General features: G+C 69.1%; 14 protein-coding genes. 7 read left to right on the top strand and 7 right to left on the bottom strand.

Features of this window, described 5'->3' with window-relative positions; all coding sequences use genetic code 11:
• Positions 1 to 83 precede the first annotated feature (83 nt).
• Both AC07XP_RS16785 and AC07XP_RS16780 read right to left on the bottom strand, forming a co-directional pair.
• The gene (locus tag AC07XP_RS16785) at positions 84 to 1,157 is read right to left on the bottom strand and encodes an ABC transporter ATP-binding protein (RefSeq protein ID WP_495265313.1); all 1,074 of its coding nucleotides are present in this window, start codon (positions 1,155 to 1,157) and stop codon (positions 84 to 86) included.
• A 22-nt stretch (positions 1,158 to 1,179) separates the two neighbouring features.
• Entirely contained in the window at positions 1,180 to 2,214 is a 1,035-nt protein-coding gene (locus AC07XP_RS16780; RefSeq protein ID WP_062481319.1) for a putative 2-aminoethylphosphonate ABC transporter substrate-binding protein, read from the bottom strand.
• A gap of 207 nt (positions 2,215 to 2,421) precedes the next feature.
• On the opposite strand from AC07XP_RS16780, the gene AC07XP_RS16775 reads away from it, so the two are divergent.
• Together AC07XP_RS16775 and AC07XP_RS16770 are read left to right on the top strand one after the other, a co-directional pair.
• Positions 2,422 to 2,982 (top strand): phosphonate degradation HD-domain oxygenase, encoded by a 561-nt coding sequence (locus tag AC07XP_RS16775; protein WP_495265312.1) that lies wholly within the window; start codon positions 2,422 to 2,424, stop codon positions 2,980 to 2,982.
• 115 nt (positions 2,983 to 3,097) lie between these two features.
• On the top strand, positions 3,098 to 4,909 hold the full coding sequence (locus tag AC07XP_RS16770) for an ABC transporter ATP-binding protein/permease (protein WP_495265311.1): 1,812 nt from the start codon (positions 3,098 to 3,100) through the stop codon (positions 4,907 to 4,909).
• Here AC07XP_RS16770 and queC read toward each other — a convergent pair.
• The 3 genes from queC to AC07XP_RS16755 form a co-directional block, all read right to left on the bottom strand.
• Entirely contained in the window at positions 4,891 to 5,595 is a 705-nt protein-coding gene (queC, locus tag AC07XP_RS16765; protein ID WP_495265310.1) for a 7-cyano-7-deazaguanine synthase QueC, read from the bottom strand. The genes AC07XP_RS16770 and queC overlap by 19 nt on opposite strands.
• Positions 5,596 to 5,681: 86 nt before the next feature.
• Positions 5,682 to 6,167 (bottom strand): cyanophycin metabolism-associated DUF1854 family protein, encoded by a 486-nt coding sequence (locus tag AC07XP_RS16760; RefSeq protein ID WP_495265309.1) that lies wholly within the window; start codon positions 6,165 to 6,167, stop codon positions 5,682 to 5,684.
• The gene (locus AC07XP_RS16755; RefSeq protein WP_492686239.1) at positions 6,167 to 8,455 is read right to left on the bottom strand and encodes a cyanophycin metabolism-associated ABC transporter; all 2,289 of its coding nucleotides are present in this window, start codon (positions 8,453 to 8,455) and stop codon (positions 6,167 to 6,169) included. Before AC07XP_RS16755 ends, AC07XP_RS16760 begins: the two co-directional genes overlap by 1 nt.
• Positions 8,456 to 8,594: 139 nt before the next feature.
• Between AC07XP_RS16755 and AC07XP_RS16750 the strand changes: the two genes are divergently transcribed.
• The 5 genes from AC07XP_RS16750 to AC07XP_RS16730 all read left to right on the top strand — a co-directional run bounded on the left by AC07XP_RS16750 (position 8,595) and on the right by AC07XP_RS16730 (position 15,075).
• Positions 8,595 to 10,838 (top strand): cyanophycin synthetase, encoded by a 2,244-nt coding sequence (locus tag AC07XP_RS16750; protein WP_235944232.1) that lies wholly within the window; start codon positions 8,595 to 8,597, stop codon positions 10,836 to 10,838.
• Between the two features lie 87 nt (positions 10,839 to 10,925).
• Entirely contained in the window at positions 10,926 to 13,493 is a 2,568-nt protein-coding gene (gene cphA, locus AC07XP_RS16745) for a cyanophycin synthetase (protein WP_495265308.1), read from the top strand.
• A 207-nt stretch (positions 13,494 to 13,700) separates the two neighbouring features.
• Entirely contained in the window at positions 13,701 to 14,117 is a 417-nt protein-coding gene (locus AC07XP_RS16740; RefSeq protein ID WP_307695526.1) for a hypothetical protein, read from the top strand.
• Positions 14,118 to 14,165: 48 nt separating this feature from the next.
• Positions 14,166 to 14,657 (top strand): hypothetical protein, encoded by a 492-nt coding sequence (locus AC07XP_RS16735; RefSeq protein ID WP_095747442.1) that lies wholly within the window; start codon positions 14,166 to 14,168, stop codon positions 14,655 to 14,657.
• A 148-nt stretch (positions 14,658 to 14,805) separates the two neighbouring features.
• The gene (locus AC07XP_RS16730) at positions 14,806 to 15,075 is read left to right on the top strand and encodes a hypothetical protein (RefSeq protein WP_062480564.1); all 270 of its coding nucleotides are present in this window, start codon (positions 14,806 to 14,808) and stop codon (positions 15,073 to 15,075) included.
• 49 nt (positions 15,076 to 15,124) lie between these two features.
• Here AC07XP_RS16730 and AC07XP_RS16725 read toward each other — a convergent pair whose 3' ends face one another.
• Positions 15,125 to 16,042 (bottom strand): dihydrodipicolinate synthase family protein, encoded by a 918-nt coding sequence (locus AC07XP_RS16725; protein WP_495265307.1) that lies wholly within the window; start codon positions 16,040 to 16,042, stop codon positions 15,125 to 15,127.
• 9 nt (positions 16,043 to 16,051) lie between these two features.
• Positions 16,052 to 17,788, bottom strand: coding sequence for an IlvD/Edd family dehydratase (locus AC07XP_RS16720; RefSeq protein WP_487848028.1), 1,737 nt, complete (start codon positions 17,786 to 17,788; stop codon positions 16,052 to 16,054).
• Positions 17,789 to 17,790 lie beyond the last annotated feature (2 nt).

Here is a 17,790-nt window from a genome sequence, read left to right as displayed (position 1 = left end):
CGGAGCAAGGTACCCCGTCGGCGGGAGCGCGCCCTGAAGGACTGCGCTCCCAACGACAAGGCACCGACAAGCCCGATGTCATTTCATTGCGCCAGGACCGACAGCGCGTTCAAGGGAAGCTGGATGTGCACCATGCTGCTGGGCACCAGCGGCTCTTCGCCACCGCTGCGCGCATCGGCGGGCAGCTCGGCCTCGATCTCGATGCCCAGCGGCTCGCAGGCCAGGCGGGCCGAGGTGCGGTTGCCGAAGAACTCGGTGTCGAGCAGGCGCGCGGCGAAGCTGTTGGTGCCGAGCTCGGAACCGAAGCGCTTCACCACCACATGCTCGGGCCGGATGCCCACGGTGGCCTGCGAGCCGACGTTGAGGCTGCCGGGCGCGCAGAACAGTTCGCTGTCGCGCACGCGCACCTTGCCGTCGGCCAGCACGGTGGCGGGCAGCATGTTCATGCGGCCCACGAAGCCCGCCGCGAAGCGGGTGCGCGGCTTGCGGTACAGCTCGTCGGGCGTGCCGGCCTGCTCGATGCGGCCGTTGTGCATCAGCACCACGCGGTCGGCCATCGAGAGCGCTTCTTCCTGGTCGTGCGTGACCATGATGGTGACGATGCCCAGGCGCTTCTGCAGCGCGCGGATTTCGCTGCGCAGCGTGGCGCGCACCTGCGCGTCGAGCGCGGAGAGCGGCTCGTCGAGCAGCAGCAGGCGCGGGTTGGGCGCCAGGGCGCGCGCCAGCGCGATGCGCTGCTGCTGGCCGCCCGAGAGCTGCACCGGGTACTTGTCGGCATGCGCGGTGAGGCCGACAAGATCGAGCATTTCGCGCGAGCGCTTGGCCATCTCGCGCGCCAAGGCGCCCGTGGGGTGCAGGCCGTAGGCGATGTTCTGCGCCGCCGTGAGGTTGGGGAACAGCGCATACGACTGGAACACCACGCCGAAGCCGCGCGCCGCGGGCGGCAGGCCCGCGATGTCCTGGCCGCCGAGCAGGATCTGCCCGCTGTCGGCGCGCTCGATGCCGCACACGATGCGCAGCAGCGTGGTCTTGCCGCAGCCCGAAGGACCGAGCAGGCAGACGAACTCGCCGGGCTCGATGTCAAGGTCGATGCCGTCGAGCACGCGCGTGGCGCCAAAGGACTTGCCGATGCCGCGAAGGGAAAGAAAGCTGGTCATGTGCGGCTGCCCGGAACCCCGATCACATCGGCTTCTTTTCAGCCTTGGCGTCGTAGCGCTTCGACCATTCCGTCAGGATGCGGTCGCGGTTGGCGGCAGCCCAGTTGAAGTCGTTCTTGGCCAGCAGCTTCTCGACGTCGCCCGGCACGAACTCCAGCTTTTCCTGGATGCCCGGCAGTGCGAGCACGGCGAAGTTCTTCGCGTACAGCTCGTTGGCCTGCTTGGTCACGGCCCAGTCGGCCAGCGCCTTGGCGGCGTCCTGCTTCTTGCTGGTCTTGATGATGCCGGTGGCTTCCATGTCCCAGCCCAGGCCTTCCTTGGGCAGCACGATGTCGATGGGGGCGCCGTCGCGCTTGGTCTTGTTGGCGCGGTATTCGAACGACATGCCCAGCGCGAACTCGCCGGCGCCGGCCTGGCGGCAGGGCTTGCTGCCCGACAGGCTGTACACGCCGATGTTCTGGTGCAGCGCGTCCATGTACTTCCAGGCCTTGTCCTCGCCCATCATCTGGATCCAGCCCGACACCATGAGGTAGCCGGTGCCCGAGGCAGCGGGGTTGGGCATGGTGATCTGGCCCTTGTAGACCGGGTTGGTCAGGTCGGCCCAGCTGGTGGGCTTGGGCAGGTTCTTCTTCGTGGCTTCGGCGGTGTTGAAGCAGATGGCCGACGACCACACGTCCATGCCGACCCACTTGGGCGGGTTGGCGGTGTCGCGCATGGTGGGCTTGATGGCGTCCAGGCCCTTGGGGGCGTAGGGCTGGAGCATGCCTTCCTTGTCCAGCAGCATCAGCGAGGTGGCGGCCAGGCCCCACACCACGTCGGCCTGGGGGTTGGCCTTTTCGGCCAGCAGCTTGGCGGTGACGATGCCGGTGGAGTCGCGCACGAACTTCAGCTCGATGGCCGGGTTCTCCTTTTCGAAGGCGGCCTTGTAGGCCTGCACCTGGTCGGCTTCGAGCGCGGTGTAGACCAGCAGCTCGGTGCGGCCCTGGGCCGAAGCGGCGAAGGCCAGCGAGAACAGGGCGGCGGGCACGGCGGCCCACATCAGACGACGATGCAGCATGGGAGATTCCCTCGAGGTAAGAACTGGCGGTGTACGCAAAAAGAAAACACGGCCGGGGCCGTGAACGCAGCGATGCTCGCAGCGCTATGTGACAAAGGTTTGTCACACGGCCGTACCCGCGCCGCGGCGTTTGCACTTTCGTCACACGGCTGTCATCGAGCGACGCGAGCCTGTACAGGCTGTCGCACACCGTTCTTTTGCAATCCCATGACACTCGACCTCGCCGAGATCGCTCGCCTGTTCGCCGAACGCGGCGGCCTGGCGTACGCGGGCGAGCCGGTGTCGCAGCTCGAACACGCGTTGCAATGCGCCTGGCTGGCCGAACAGGCCGGCGCCGGCGACACGCTCGTGACGGCCGCATTGCTGCACGACCTGGGGCACCTGCTGATCGCCGAGCACCAGACGCTGTCGCTCTCGCCCACCGAACTGGGCATTGACGACCGCCACCAGTACATCGCGCTGCCGCTGCTGCGCGGCGCCTTCGACGTGGCGGTGCGCGAGCCGATCCGCCTGCACGTGGACGCCAAGCGCTACCTGTGCGCGACGCGCCCGGGCTACGTGTCGAAGCTCTCGCCCGATTCGGTGCGCAGCCTGGCGCTGCAGGGCGGTGTGATGGACGATGACGCGGCGCAGCGCTTTGCGGGCCTGCCGTGGTCGGGCGACGCGGTGCGGCTGCGGCTGTGGGACGAGGCCGCCAAGGCCGAGGGGCTGCGAACGCCGCCGCTGGCGCATTTCCTGGCGGCGGCGGCGCGCGTGATGCTGCGCTGAGGGCCGGCGCATCGCTCCGGGCGGAAGGAGCCGCCTTCAGCCCCGCTTAAGACGCACTTGTCTACGATGGGCGCCTCACGAGGTCCGGCGCATCGGCGCCTGCGAGGAAATCCGCATGTCATCTGCTCCATCCCCCACTGTCGCGGCGCGTGTCAGCACGTTCGTCCAGGTCGTGCGCCGCGTGCTGCGGCTCGCGGCGCCCTACTTCAACTCGGACGAGGAGAAATGGCGGGCGCGCCTGATGTTCGCTGGCATCGTGGCGCTGAACCTGGCGTACGTGTACGCGCTGGTGCTCTTCAATCAGTGGTACGGCCGCTTCTACGATGCGTTGCAGAACAAGGACGCGGTGGTCTTCTGGCGTGAGATCCGCGTGTTCGCCGTGCTGGCCTTCTTCAACATCGCGATCCAGGTGGCGAAGTTCTACGTGACGCAGATGCTCCAGTTGCGCTGGCGCGCCTGGATGACCCGGAACTACCTCGACCGCTGGATGGCCGACCGGACCTTCTATCACCTGGAGCTGGCGCGCTACGCGCAGGCCGACGGCGTCACGCCCGACAACCCCGACCAGCGCATCCAGGAGGACATGCAGATGTTCACCAATGCCACGATGGTGCTGTCGATGGATTTGCTGAACGCGGTGGTCACGCTGCTGAGCTTCATCGGCATCCTGTGGGGCCTGTCGGGCACCTTCGACCTGTCGCTGGGCGGCAGCACCTACCAGGTCGCCGGCTCGATGGTGTGGCTGGCGCTGGTCTACTGCGTGGTCGGCACGGTCATCACGCATTTCATCGGCCGGCCGCTGATCGGCCTGAACTTCCGCCAGCAGCGCTTCGAGGCCGACTTCCGCCACCACCTGGTGCGCGTGCGCGAGTACAGCGAAGCGATCGCACTCGACCACGGCGAAACAGTGGAGCGTGGCCAGCTCGACACGCGCTTCGGCGCGGTGCTGCGCAACTACCTGCAGCTGATCAAGAAGCGGAAGAACCTGGTCACCTTCACCGCGATGTTCGGTCAGGCCTCGCTGATCTTCCCGTTCCTCGTGTCAGCGCCGCGCTTCTTCAGCGGCGCCATTCAGCTGGGTGCCCTCATGCAGATTTCCTCGGCCTTCGACAAGGTGCAGGAATCGCTGAGCTGGTTCGTCGAAAACTACGACAAGGTGGCCGTCTGGCGCGCCACCACCGACCGCCTGATCAGCTTCGACGACGCGATGCGCGCCCACGCCGCGCGCGAAGATGCCCTGCAACGCGAAGAAGGCGCCGCTGCGCTGGGCACCAGCGACCTCACGCTCGCGCTGCCCAACGGCACGCAGCTGCTGGCCGGCGCCGCGCTGGCGGTGCGCCCCGGCGACAGCGTGCTGCTGCAAGGCCCGTCGGGTAGCGGAAAGTCGACGCTGTTCCGCACCTTCGCGGGCATCTGGCCGTTTGCGCGCGGCAAGGTGCAGGCCCCGGCTGACGCGGTCTTCATGCCGCAGCGCCCCTACCTGCCCGACGGCAAGCTGCGCGAGGCGCTGACCTACCCGCACCCGGCCGCCGGCTTCAGCGACGACCAGCTGCGCCAGGCCCTGGCCGATGCGCTGCTGCCCGACCTGGTGAACCGGCTCGACGACAGCGACGCCTGGAGCCAGAAGCTCTCGGGCGGCGAGCAGCAGCGGCTGGCCATCGCGCGGGTGCTGCTGAAGAAACCGGCGTGGCTCTTCGCCGATGAAGTGACCAGCGCGCTCGATGCACCGGCCGAAGCCGTGCTCTACCAGCGGCTGGCCGACACGGTGCGCGCGGGCGGCGGTGCGATGGTGTCGATCGCGCACCGTCCGGCGGTGGGCGACTTCCACGGCCAGCGGTGGACGCTGGTGCCGCAGGACGAAAGTGCAGCCGGCGGCGCACGCTACCGGCTCGATACCTCTACAGCGGCTCAGGCCGCAGCGACGTAACGCTCCCAGCCTTTCTTGCGCAGGTCGCAGGCCGGACATTCGCCGCAGCCGTAGCCCCAGGCCTGGCGGTGTTCGCGGTCGCCGAGGTAGCAGGTGTGGGTTTCTTCCACGATCAGGTCGACCAGCGGCTGGCCGCCCAGCCGTTGGGCCAGCGCCCAGGTCTCGGCCTTGTCGATCCACATGAGTGGCGTCTCGATCACGAGGCGGCGCTCCAGCCCGAGCGACAGCGCGAGCTGCATGGCCTTCATGGTGTCGTCGCGGCAGTCGGGGTAGCCCGAGAAGTCGGTTTCGCACACGCCGGTGACGATCACCTGCAGCCCGCGCCGGTAGGCCAGCGCGCCCGCCAGCGTGAGGAACAGCAGGTTGCGCCCCGGCACGAAGGTGTTGGGCAGGCCGTCGGCCTGCATGGCGAAGGCGACTTCTTCAGTGAGCGAGGAGCCGCCGAGCTGGGCCAGTGCGGCGAGCGTGAGCACGTGGTCTTCGCCCAGGCGCGGCGCCCATTCGGGAAAGCGCTCACGCATCTTGGCGAGCACGGTGCCGCGCACGTCGAGCTCGACACGGTGGCGCTGGCCGTAGTCGAAGCCCAGGGTTTCGACGCGCTGGTACTTGGACAGGGCCTCGGCCAGGCAGGTGGCCGAGTCCTGGCCGCCGGAGAAGAGAACGAGGGCGGTGGTGTGCAGGGGCATGTCCGTCAACGGCGGGGCCGTTGTAGTGCAAATGCACGATTTTCGCAGCCGATCGATGCTGCGGGCCGCCCTGTTCTGCGCTGCTTCTAGAGAAAGCGCTCCAGCAGCTTGCGCGACGCGCGATCCAGCGCTTTCGCATCGGGAATGCGGAACTGCACGCCGTGCGCGCTCGCGATGAGCAGCGCGCCGCCGTCGAGGCGGCGGATGTCTTCCTCGGCCTTGAGCACGAAGCTGGTGTCGCCGCGGTCGGTGCTCACGGTCCAGGTGCTGGGCACGCCGAAGCTCGACACGCCGTGCAGCTTCAGCAAGGTGGGCGCGAAGTCGCGCACGGCGAGTTCCTCGGTCAGCAGCGCCTGGGTGGGCGCGGGCAGCTGGTCGACGCGGTCGACCCACACGAGTTCGCGGCCTTCGCTGCCGACCAGCGACACGCCCTCGTTGGGCGCGCTGAGCGGAAAGGCGCGCACGGGCGTCACGCCCACGTGGTGCTCGCCCTGCGCGTCGGTCAGCACGAGGCGCCCGAAGGTGTCGCGTGCGAGTTCGAAGCTGATGTTGGTATTGGTGCTGCTACTCATCACACGTCCCCTGCCGGATGGGCGGCGTGGCTCACGGCCAGCGGCGCCTGGGCGTTGGCGCGCTCGTCGGCGGCGCCCTCGCTCACATCGTCTTCGTCGCCCTGGCGCAGCTGCGCCTGGTAGAGGCGCCAGTAGGCGCCCTGCTTGGCCATGAGCGCGTCGTGCGGCCCGACCTCGACCACCTCGCCGCGGTCCATGACAACGAGGCGGTCGGCCTTGCGCAACGTCGACAGGCGGTGGGCGATGGCGATGGTGGTGCGGCCCTGCACGAGGTTGTCGAGCGCCTTCTGGATTTCCTTTTCGGTCTCGGTGTCGACGGCCGAGGTGGCCTCGTCGAGGATCAGGATGCGCGGGTCGATGAGCAGCGCGCGCGCAATGCTGATGCGCTGGCGCTCGCCGCCCGACAGGCCCTGCCCGCGCTCGCCCACCAGCGAGTCGTAGCCGTGCGGCAGGCGCAGGATGAAGTCGTGCGCGTGGGCCGCACGGGCCGCCGCCACCACCTCTTCGCGCGTGGCGTCGGGCTTGCCGTAGGCGATGTTCTGCGCGATGGTGCCGAAGAACAGGAACGGCTCCTGCAGCACCAGCCCGACGTGGCGGCGGTAGTCGGCCACGGCGAAGCGGCGGATGTCGGTGCCGTCGACCTTGATGGCGCCATCGGTCACGTCGTAGAAGCGGCAGATCAGGTTGACCAGCGTGCTCTTGCCCGAGCCGCTGTGGCCCACGAGGCCGATCATCTCGCCGGGCTCGATGGTCAGGTCGAGGTCGTGGATCACGGCGCGCGAGCCGTAGCGGAAACCGAGACCGCTCATCTCGATGCGGCCCTGCACGCGCTCCACCTTCACCGGGTTGGCCGGCTCGGGCACGTTGCTCACGTGGTCGAGGATGTCGAAGATGCGCTTGGCGCCGGCGGCCGCCTTCTGCGTGACCGAGACGATGCGGCTCATCGAATCGAGCCGCGTGTAGAAACGGCCGATGTAGGCGATGAAGGCGGTGAGCACACCCACCGTGATGCTGCCGCGCGCCACCTGCCAGATGCCGAAGGCCCAGACCACGAGCAAGCCGATTTCGGTGAGCAGCGACACGGTCGGCGTGAACAGCGACCAGGTGCGGTTGAGCTTGTCGTTGACCTGCAGGTTGTAGGCGTTGGCGACGCGGAAGCGCTCGGCTTCGCGGCGCTCCTGCGCGAAGGCCTTCACCACGCGGATGCCGGGGATGGTGTCGGCCAGCACGTTGGTCACTTCGGACCAGACGCGGTCGATCTTCTCGAAGCCGGTGCGCAGGCGGTCGCGCACGACGTGGATCATCCAGGCGATGAAGGGCAGCGGCACCAGCGTGACCACGGCCAGCAGCGGGTTGATCGAGATCAGGATGGCCGCCGTCATGACGATCATCAGCACGTCATTCGCGAAATCGAGCGCGTGCAGCGACAGGAAGACGTTGATGCGGTCGGTTTCCGAGCCGATGCGCGCCATCAGGTCGCCGGTGCGCTTGCCGCCGAAGTAGTCCAGCGGCAGGGTCAGCAGGTGCTCGTAGGTGGTGGTGCGCAGGTCGGCGCCGATGCGCTCGGACACCAGCGCCAGCAGGTAGGTGCGTGCCCAGCCCAGCCCCCAGCCGACCAGCGCCGCGATCAGCAGCCCGCCCAGGTAGAGGCCGACCCGGCCGGAATCGATCTTCTGCCCGTTCTGGAACGGGATCAGGATGTCGTCCATCAGCGGGATGGTCAGGTACGGCGGGACCAGCGTGGCGGCGGTGGAGATCAGGGTCAGGACAAACCCGAGGATCAGCTGCTTGCGGTACGGCCCGGCAAAGCGGCCCAGGCGCAGCAGCACCCAGGTCGAGGGCGGGGTCTGGAGCTCGGTGTCGGTGCCGTCCACGTCGAGAAGTTCGGGCACCTCTTCTGTCGCCTTCGCGACAGCGGGCGCGGCGCGCTGGCCGAACAGCTTGAGCAGCTTCAGCGCCGCCGGCTGGCCGGCCAGGGTGTAGCGCCAGCGGGCGAGCTGTCCGGCGGGGCCGATGAGGTCGAGGGTTCCGACGCCTGCGTGGTCGGAAAGGCGCATTTCCAAGGCCTGATCGGTGAGTGGCCACTCACGCCACTCGCCGCCGGGTTCCAGGGCGATGAGCCGCTGGTCGGTCAGGGCGACGAGGCCGGTGGCGAAGCGAAGTTGGTCGTCGAGGTCAACCGCAAGTGTTACCGAAACGTTTTCAGCGCCTGCGAGTCGGCTTTTCAGCACGCCTGAGACCGCCTCCGTTTCGCCCGCCTGGGCGCCGACTGGATCGTGATGTTGCATTGTGTTTATTTGACTCTTGCCCGTCGCGGGCCGCAGGGACCGCGTCATGGCGCCCTTGGTCGGGCGCCGATTCTGACCGATCGCCATGGGAGCGCTTGAAGGCGCCGTGGTGCTCGGCCAAAGCACATCGAACGTTTGCATGACCCGTTTCGACGACATCCAATTGCTGCGCATCAACTATTTGCGCGGTCCCAACCTCTGGACCTACCGTCCGGTGCTCGAAGTCTGGCTCGACCTGGGCCAACTGGAAGACTTCCCCTCCAACAAGATCGACGGTTTCACCGACCGGCTGACCACCCTGCTGCCGGCGCTCATCGAGCACCACTGCGGCGTGGGCGAGCGCGGTGGCTTCATCCAGCGCCTGACCGAAGGCACCTGGTCGGGCCACGTGCTCGAGCACGTCGTGATCGAGCTGCTGAACCTGGCCGGCATGCCGACCGGCTTCGGCCAGACCCGCAGCACCTCGGAGCACGGCGTGTACCGCATGGTGTTCCGCGCGCGTGACGAGCAGGTCGCCCGCGTGGCGCTCACCGAAGGCCACCGCCTGCTGATGGCGGCCATCAACAACGACCCGTTCACCGCCGCCGACGTGCAGACCGCCGTCGAGGCCGTCAAGGCCAAGGTCGAAGACTGCTACCTCGGCCCGAGCACCGCGGCCATCGTGTCCGCCGCCACCGACCGCGGCATTCCGCACATGCGCCTGAACAGCGGCAACCTGGTGCAGCTGGGCTACGGCGCCAACCAGCAGCGCATCTGGACCGCCGAGACCGACTACACCAGCGCCATCGGCGAATCGATCGCCAGCGACAAGGAGCTGACCAAGTCGCTGCTCGCCAGCTGCGGCGTGCCCGTGCCGCACGGCCAGGTGGTCGAGTCGCCCGAAGAAGCCTGGGAAGCCGCCGAGGACATCGGCCTGCCCGTGGTCGTGAAGCCGTCGGACGCCAACCACGGCCGTGGCGTGTCGCTCGAGTTGACCACGCGCGAGGAAGTCATGGCCGCCTTCGCGGTCGCCGAGCCCGAAGGCAGCGACGTGATGGTCGAGCGCTTCATCCGCGGCCACGAACACCGCCTGCTGGTGGTGGGCGGCGAGGTGGTGGCGGCCGCACGCGGCGAGATCATCACCGTGACCGGCGACGGCACGAACACCGTGGCCGGGCTGATCGACAAGCAGCTCAACAGCGACCCGCGCCGCGGCGCCGAAGAAGAATTTCCGCTCGACGTGATCGTGCTGGCCACCGACGCCAAGCTGCAACTGGAGCTCAAGCGCCAGGAACTGGACGGCAACTCGGTGCCGGCCGCCGGCCGCGTGGTGACGATCCAGCGCAACGGCAACATGGCCTACGACTGCACCGACCTCGTGCACCCCGAGGTGGCGCATGCCGCCGTGCTCGCCGCCCGCGTGGTCGGCCTGGACATCGCGGGCATCGACATGGTCGCGCAAGACATCTCCAAGCCGCTGGGCCCGCAGGGCGGCGCGATCGTCGAAGTGAACGCCGGCCCGGGCCTGCTGATGCACCTGAAGCCGGCCATCGGCTCGCCGCGCCCCGTGGGCCGCGCCATCTGCGACCACCTGTTCCCGAACGACGCGCCCGGCCGCATCCCCGTGGTGGGCGTGGCCGGCTCGCGCGACACCGCCGTGCTCGCACGGCTGGTGGCCTGGCTCATCAACCTCGGCGGGCGCCACACCGGCCTGGCCTGCCGCGACGGCCTGTTCCTCGAACGCCGCCGCGTCGACGCACGCGACAGCGCCAACTGGGACGCCGGCCACCGCCTGCTCGTGAACCGCGCCGTCGAGGCCGTGGTGATCGAGAACGGCGCCGAGACCATCCTGCGCGACGGCCTGGCCTACGACCGCTGCGAAGTCGGCATCGTGACCGACCTCGAAGGCTGCGAAGCCCTGGCCGACTACGACATCACCGAGAGCGACCAGATGGTCAAGGTGCTGCGCACCCAGGTCGACGTGGTGCTGGGTGAAGGCACGGCCGTGCTCAACGCCGACGAGCCGCGCATCGCCGCGCTGGCGCCGCTGTGCGATGGCGCCGTCATCCTCTATGCGGCCGACCCGCAGGCCGCCGCGCTCGCCGCGCACCAGGCCGAAGGCGGCAAGGCCGTGCTGGTGCGCCAGGACCGCGTGGTGCTGGCCAACGGCACGAGCGAATCGTTCCTGCCCGGCCTGGGCCGCCTGACCATCTGGCGCGCGACCCACGTCGGCGTGAGCCTCGAAAGCCTGCTGGCCGCCGTGGCCGCCGCCTGGGCCATGGGCATTCCGCTCAACCTGATCGGCGCCGGCGTCGAGGCCTTCGAAGCCGACCTGCAGGCGGCCCTGGCCTCGCTGCAACTGTCGCAGGCCTCGCCCCTTTCGCCCCAACTACAACTGGCATGACACGATGCGCCGCCCCGCCACCCGCGGGGCCGGCGCCCTGGTCACACCGCAAGATCACCGCAACCGCGCGCCCCGTGCCGTAGCCCCATGAAAGTCACCCGCATCCGCGCCCTGCGCGGCCCCAATCTCTGGAGCCGCCACACCACCATCGAGGCCGTCGTGGCCTGCGAAGGCGACGAGAACGCCGTCGGCAAGCTCGACGGGTTCGAAGCCCGCCTGCGCGCCCGCTTCCCGACCATCGGCGAGCTGCACCCGATGGTGCTCGGCCAGCCGCTGGCGCTGGCCCACGTGCTCGAGAACGCCGCCGTGGCGCTGCAGGCCCAGGCCGGCTGCGCCGTCAACTTCGGCAACACCGCGCCCACGACCGAAGAAGGCGTGTACCAGGTCACCGTGCAGTACACCGAGGAAGACGTGGGCCGCCGCGCCCTCGCGCTGGCCGAAGAGCTGATCCAGGCCGCGCTGGCCGACACCGCCTTCGACGCCGACGCCGCCATCACCGAGCTGCGCGACCTCGACGAGTCGGAACGCCTGGGCCCGAGCACCGGCTCCATCGTCGACGCCGCCGTGGCGCGCGGCATTCCGTACCGCCGCCTCACCAGCGGCAGCCTGGTGCAGTTCGGCTGGGGCTCCAAGCAGCGCCGCATCCAGGCCGCCGAGATCGACAGCACCAGCGGCGTGGCCGAATCGATCGCGCAGGACAAGGAACTCACCAAGCAGCTGCTCAACGCCGCCGGCGTGCCAGTGCCGCTGGGCCGCCCCGTGAGCAGCGCCGACGACGGCTGGGCCGCCGCGGAAGAAATCGGCCTGCCGGTCGTGGTCAAGCCGCAGGACGGCAACCAGGGCAAGGGCGTGACGGTGAACATCACCACGCGCGAGCAGCTGAATTCGGCCTACGACTCGGCCGCCGTGTACGGCGAGGTGATGGTCGAGAAATTCCTGCCCGGCTTCGACTTCCGCCTGCTGGTGGTCGGCGACCGCCTCGTGGCCGCCGCGCGCCGCGACCCGCCGCAGGTGATTGGCGACGGCAGCTCCACCGTGCGCCAGCTGGTCGACACCGTGAACCTCGACCCGCGCCGCGGCGAGGGCCACGCCACCTCGCTCACCAAGATCCGCCTGGACGACATCGCCATCGGCCGGCTCGAGTCGCAGGGCCTCACGCCCGAGAGCGTGCCCGAGCTGGGCCAGCGCGTGGTGCTGCGCAACAACGCCAACCTCTCGACCGGTGGCACCGCCACCGACGTCACCGACACCGTGCACCCCGAAGTGGCCGCGCGCGCGGTCGATGCGGCGCAGATGGTCGGCCTGCACATCTGCGGCGTCGACATGGTCTGCGAGAACGTGCTGCGCCCGCTCGAAGAACAGCACGGCGGCGTGGTCGAAGTGAACGCCGCGCCCGGCCTGCGCATGCACATCTCGCCCTCGTTCGGCCGCGGCCGCGCGGTCGGCGAGGCGGTGATGGACACGCTCTTCGCCCCCGGCGACGACGGCCGCATTCCCGTGGTGGCCGTCACCGGCACCAACGGCAAGACCACCACCGCGCGCCTGATCAACCACATCATTGCCTCCAGCGGCCTGCGCACCGGCATGACGAACACCGACGGCGTGTACGTCAACGGCCGCCAGACCGACAGCGGCGACTGCAGCGGCCCCAAGAGCGCGCGCAACGTGCTGATGCACCCCGACGTCGACGCGGCCGTGTTCGAAGTGGCCCGCGGCGGCGTGCTGCGCGAGGGCCTGGGCTTCGACCGCTGCGAGGTGGCCGTGGTCACCAACATCGGCAGTGGCGACCACCTGGGCCTGAACTACATCACCACGGTGGAAGACCTGGCGGTGCTCAAGCGCGTGATCGTGCGCAACGTGGCTCCCGACGGCTACGCGGTGCTCAACGCGGCCGACGTGAACGTCGCCGCCATGGCGGCCGGCTGCCCCGGCAATGTGATCTTCTTCACCGCCGACCGCATGCACCCGGTGATGGCCACGCACCGCGCGCAGGGCAAGCGCACCGTGTACGTCGACCAGGACACGCTGGTGGCCGCCGAAGGCTCGTGGCGCGAACGCATCGCGCTGCGCGACGTGCCGATCACGCGCGGCGGCACCATCGGCTTCCAGGTCGACAACGTGATGGCCTCGGTGGCCGCCGCGTGGGCCGTGGGCCTCGATTGGGACACCATCCGCAGCGGCCTGTCGAGCTTCATGAACGACGCGGCCGGCGTGCCGGGACGCTTCAACGTCATGGACTACCGCGGCGCCACCGTGATCGCCGACTACGGCCACAACACCGACGCCATGAAGGCGCTGGTGTCGGCGGTGGACACCATGCCCGCCAACAAGCGCTCGGTGGTCATCAGCGGCGCGGGCGACCGACGCGACTCCGACATCCGCGACCAGACCGCGATCCTCGGCCAGGCCTTCGACGACGTGATCCTGTACCAGGACGCGGCGCAGCGCGGCCGGGCCGACGGCGAAGTCATGGCGCTGCTGCGCCAGGGCCTGCAGGGCGCCTCGCGCACGCGCCAGATCGACGAGATCCGCGGCGAGTTCGTCGCCATCGACGCCGCGCTGGCGCGGCTGCAGCCGGGCGACCTGTCGCTCATCCTCGTGGACCAGGTCGAAGAGGCGCTGGCCCACCTCGCGCAGCGCATCGCGCAGGGCTGATCCGCCCGCCCCGCAGCGCGGGAGGCCCGCCCTCCTTGCGCTGACGGACGTGTCCCACACGCAGGGGCGCGTCCGGCCCGCTCCACGGCGTGCGGCTTGTCCCACAGCCCCGCGCCACCGGCCGGCCCACACTGGGTCACCGGTCGCGCCCTGCGTTCTTTTGTTTTCTGTTTTCTGTTCGCACGGCGCGCCCCTTCAGGAGCCCCGATGACGACCCACACCTTCCGTTCCACGCTTTCAACCGCTGCCCTCGTGGCCGTCGGTGGCTTCTTCATGGCCGGCGCGCCGCTGGCCTCGGCCCAGGCGCCCGGCAGCGATGCGCGGATGCAAAAGGAACGCGCCACCTGTGACGGCGTGCAACAGGATCGCGCGGCCTGCCTGCGCGAAGCCGGCGCCGCGCGCCAGGAAGCCGGTCGCCACGGCCTGACCACCCCCGGTGCGGAACGCGAAGACGCCAACGCGCTCGCACGCTGCCGCGAACAACCCGTGGCCGACCGCGCCGATTGCGAAGCGCGCATCCGCGGCGGTGCGCGCACCTCCACCGAAGGCAGCGTGATGGGCGGCGGCGTGATCCGCGAAACCGTCACCCCGCTGCCGCCGCAGCCCGTACAGCCGGCGCGCTGATCGAGCGAGGCCGGCCTTCACCCCGATACGCCAGACAAGGAGCACACCATGCCAAACAATGCGCGTTCGATGATCTTTGCCCTGCTCGCACTCAGCGGGCTGGCCACCACCACCATCGCCACGGCCGCCCGTGGCGACGGCGGCGGCAGCACCTACCAGCAGGAGATTGCGGTCTGCGGCCACAACCAGCAGGACCGTGCCGCCTGCATCCGCGAAGCCGGGGCCGCGCGCCAGGCCGCGGCGCGCGGCGGCCTCACCTCCGCGCCCGACTACCGCGCCAACGCCGTGGCCCGCTGCGGCCTGCAGCCGCCGGCCGAGCGTGCCGACTGCGAAGCCCGCGTGCTGGGCAGCGCAGGCAACATCCGCAGCAATGTCGATGGCAGCGTGATGGGTGGCGGCGTGATCCGCGAATCGGTCTCGACCCGCGTGGTGAACATACCGGCCGCGACGCTGCCGCCGCCGATGGCCGCCCCGATGCCGGCACCGATGCCTGCGGAACCGATGCCGATGCCGATGCCGCGCCCCGTGCCGGTGCAGTGACCCGGTGCGCATCGCCCGGAATGCGCCTCGGTGATAACACCGACGACACGTTCGCGGGCGATGCCCTCGTTTGTCATCAAATCGTCACAAAATACAGGCATGTGCTAGCTATAGTTCCCGGTCCCTGCCAACCGAGGAACACTTTCCCATGAATGCCATCAAGGTCGCTCGCCGATTCATTGAAACGGACCCGGCCAACGAATCGGCCAAGATCCTTGCCCAACTCGTGCTGGCGCTCGAAGCCGAACGCAGCTTCGAGTTGATCACGCTCTACAGCCTCGACTACAAGAGCTTCCAGCTTGCGATGGACATCCTGAAGGAGTGGCGCCTGGACCGCTACTACGCCAGCAAGTCCAAGCTGTTCGATCTCTCGCTGCAAGTCACCGAGCTCGAAGCGGGCAACAGCGCCGCTTCCTGAGCCCGTCCCATGGCGGTCCGGTACCTGGCGTACCCGGGCCCGCCTTTTTTCATTTCCCCCAGCGCAACACCAAGGGATCGAGCCGCCGCGCGGTCTCGATGAGGCCCGCGCGCGTCTCGGGATGCAGCGCGGGCAGCGGATGCCGTGGCGCTTCGCAGGCGATCACGCCGCCTTCCTTCATGAGCGCCTTGCAGGCCAGCAGGCCCGCCTGGCGGTTCTCGCAGTTGATGAGCGGCAGCCACCGCTGGTACAGCGCGAAGGCCTGGTCACGGTCGCCTGAACGGTGCGCCTCGATGATCGGGCGGATGCCGTCCGGGTAGCCGCCGCCGGTCATCGCACCGGTCGCGCCGGCGTCGAGGTCGGACATCAGCGTGATCGCTTCTTCGCCGTCCCACGGCCCTTCGATGGCATCGCCGCCCAAACGGATCAGCTCGCGCAGCTTCGACGCGGCGCCGGCGGTTTCGATCTTGAAATACGCGACCTGCTCGATCTCCTTCGCCATGCGTGCGAGGAACGGCGCCGACAGCACCGTGCCGCTCGCGGGTGCGTCCTGGACCATGATCGGAATCGTCACCGCATCCGAGAGGCGCGCGTAGAACTCGTAAATCTGCGGCTCGGGCACGCGGAAGGTCGCGCCGTGGTACGGCGGCATCACCATCAGCATCGCCGCGCCCATGTCCTGCGCGCGGCGGCTGCGCTCGGCGCAGACCTGGGTGCTGTAGTGCGTGGTGGTCACGATCACCGGCACGCGGCCCTTCACATGGTCGAGGATGGTGCGCGTGAGCACCTCGCGTTCCTCGTCGGACAGCACGAACTGCTCGGAGAAATTCGCGAGGATGCACAGGCCGTCGGAGCCCGCGTCGATCATGAAATCGACGCAGCGCTTCTGGCTTTCGAGATCGAGCGCGCCCTGTTCGGTGAAGGTGGTCGGCACCACCGGGAAGATGCCGCGGTATCGGGGGGTCATGACGTGTGATCAGTGGGAGTGACGGGGAACGGCCGAGCCTCTGCAGCCGACCAGGAAATCGAAGTCGCAGCCTTCATCGGCCTGCAGCACGTGGTTGACGTAGAGCTTCTGGTAGCCGCCGCCGCGCGTGCTCATGGGTTGCGCATCGGACGCGGACAACGACGCGAGCCGCGACGCCAGCTCCTCGTCGCTGATGTCCAGGTGCAACCGCCCCGCATCGCAATCGAGCTCGATCCAGTCGCCGTCGCGCACCGCCGCGAGCGGCCCGCCGTCGGCGGCTTCGGGCGCGACGTGCAGCACCACCGTGCCGTACGCCGTGCCGCTCATGCGCGCGTCGGAGATGCGCACCATGTCCTTCACGCCCTGGCGCAGCAGCTTCGGCGGCAGGCCCATGTTGCCCACCTCGGCCATGCCGGGGTAGCCCTTGGGGCCGCAGTTCTTCAGCACCATCACGCAGCTCGCGTCGATGTCCAGGTCTTCATCGACGATGCGCGCCTTGTAGTGCTCCAGGTTCTCGAACACCACGGCACGGCCTCGGTGCTTCAGCAGTTCGGGCGTGGCGGCCGAGGGCTTGAGCACCGCGCCGCGCGGCGACAGGTTGCCGCGCAGGATGCGGATGCCGCCGTCGGCGATCAGCGGGTTGTCGAGCGGGCGGATCACCTCGTCGTTCAGGCTCGGCGCCTCGCGCACGTTGTCCCAGAGCGACTGGCCGTTCACGGTGAGCGCGCCGGGGTGCGGCAGCAGTCCGTGCTCGCCGAGGCGGCGCAGCACGGCAGGCAGGCCGCCCGCGTAGTAGAACTCTTCCATGAGGAAGCGCCCCGAGGGCATGAGGTCGACGATCGTCGGCGTGTGGCTGCCGATGCGCGTCCAGTCTTCCAGTTCGAGCTCGACGCCGATGCGCCCCGCGATCGCCTTCAGGTGGATCACCGCGTTGGTCGATCCGCCGATGGCCGCGTTCACGCGGATCGCGTTCTCGAAGGCCTCGCGCGTGAGGATCTTCGACAGCGTGAGCCCGTCCTTGGCCATCTGCACCGCGCGCGCGCCCGACATCTGCGCGAGCACATAGCGCCGCGCATCGACCGCCGGAATCGCCGCGTTGTGCGGCAGCGAGGTGCCCAGCGCCTCGGCCATGCAGGCCATGGTGGAGGCCGTGCCCATCGTGTTGCAGGTGCCCGCCGAGCGCGACATGCCGCCCTCGGCCGAGAGGAACTGGTGCAGGTTGATCTCGCCCGCCTTCAGCGATTCGTGCAGCTGCCACACGGCCGTGCCCGAGCCGATGTCCTTGCCGTCGAGCTTGCCGTTGAGCATCGGCCCGCCCGTGACCACGATGGCCGGGATGTCGCAGCTGGCCGCCCCCATCAGCAGCGCCGGCGTGGTCTTGTCGCAGCCCGTGAGCAGCACCACCGCATCGACCGGATTGCCGCGAATGGCTTCTTCGACGTCCATGCTCGCGAGGTTGCGCGTGAGCATCGCGGTCGGCCGCAGGTTCGATTCGCCGTTCGAGAACACCGGGAACTCGACCGGGAAGCCGCCCGCCTCCGAGATGCCGCGCTTGACGTGCTCGGCGATCTTGCGGAAGTGCGCGTTGCAGGGCGTGAGTTCCGACCAGGTGTTGCAGATGCCGACGATGGGGCGGCCGTCGAACTCGTGGTCCGGGATGCCCTGGTTCTTCATCCAGCTGCGGTACATGAAGCCGTTCTTGTCGGCGGAGCCGAACCATTCGGTCGAGCGCAGTTTCTTTGTCATGG

This window comes from Variovorax sp. GW531-E2 (genome assembly GCF_059423125.1).
Note: the sequence above shows the minus strand (reverse complement) of the source record. Positions and strands in the feature narration are given on the sequence as shown.

What these genes read in the sequence shown, in the direction of transcription:
- AC07XP_RS16735 (WP_095747442.1), top strand. Translation starts at nt 14,166, where the DNA reads ATGCCAAACAATGCGCGTTCGATGATCTTTGCCCTGCTCGCACTCAGC.
- AC07XP_RS16750 (WP_235944232.1), top strand. Translation starts at nt 8,595, where the DNA reads ATGACCCGTTTCGACGACATCCAATTGCTGCGCATCAACTATTTGCGC.
- AC07XP_RS16780 (WP_062481319.1), bottom strand. Translation starts at nt 2,214, where the DNA reads ATGCTGCATCGTCGTCTGATGTGGGCCGCCGTGCCCGCCGCCCTGTTC.
- queC (WP_495265310.1), bottom strand. Translation starts at nt 5,595, where the DNA reads ATGCCCCTGCACACCACCGCCCTCGTTCTCTTCTCCGGCGGCCAGGAC.
- AC07XP_RS16725 (WP_495265307.1), bottom strand. Translation starts at nt 16,042, where the DNA reads ATGACCCCCCGATACCGCGGCATCTTCCCGGTGGTGCCGACCACCTTC.
- AC07XP_RS16770 (WP_495265311.1), top strand. Translation starts at nt 3,098, where the DNA reads ATGTCATCTGCTCCATCCCCCACTGTCGCGGCGCGTGTCAGCACGTTC.
- AC07XP_RS16760 (WP_495265309.1), bottom strand. Translation starts at nt 6,167, where the DNA reads ATGAGTAGCAGCACCAATACCAACATCAGCTTCGAACTCGCACGCGAC.
- cphA (WP_495265308.1), top strand. Translation starts at nt 10,926, where the DNA reads ATGAAAGTCACCCGCATCCGCGCCCTGCGCGGCCCCAATCTCTGGAGC.
- AC07XP_RS16785 (WP_495265313.1), bottom strand. Translation starts at nt 1,157, where the DNA reads ATGACCAGCTTTCTTTCCCTTCGCGGCATCGGCAAGTCCTTTGGCGCC.
- AC07XP_RS16730 (WP_062480564.1), top strand. Translation starts at nt 14,806, where the DNA reads ATGAATGCCATCAAGGTCGCTCGCCGATTCATTGAAACGGACCCGGCC.
- AC07XP_RS16755 (WP_492686239.1), bottom strand. Translation starts at nt 8,455, where the DNA reads ATGCAACATCACGATCCAGTCGGCGCCCAGGCGGGCGAAACGGAGGCG.
- AC07XP_RS16740 (WP_307695526.1), top strand. Translation starts at nt 13,701, where the DNA reads ATGACGACCCACACCTTCCGTTCCACGCTTTCAACCGCTGCCCTCGTG.
- AC07XP_RS16775 (WP_495265312.1), top strand. Translation starts at nt 2,422, where the DNA reads ATGACACTCGACCTCGCCGAGATCGCTCGCCTGTTCGCCGAACGCGGC.
- AC07XP_RS16720 (WP_487848028.1), bottom strand. Translation starts at nt 17,788, where the DNA reads ATGACAAAGAAACTGCGCTCGACCGAATGGTTCGGCTCCGCCGACAAG.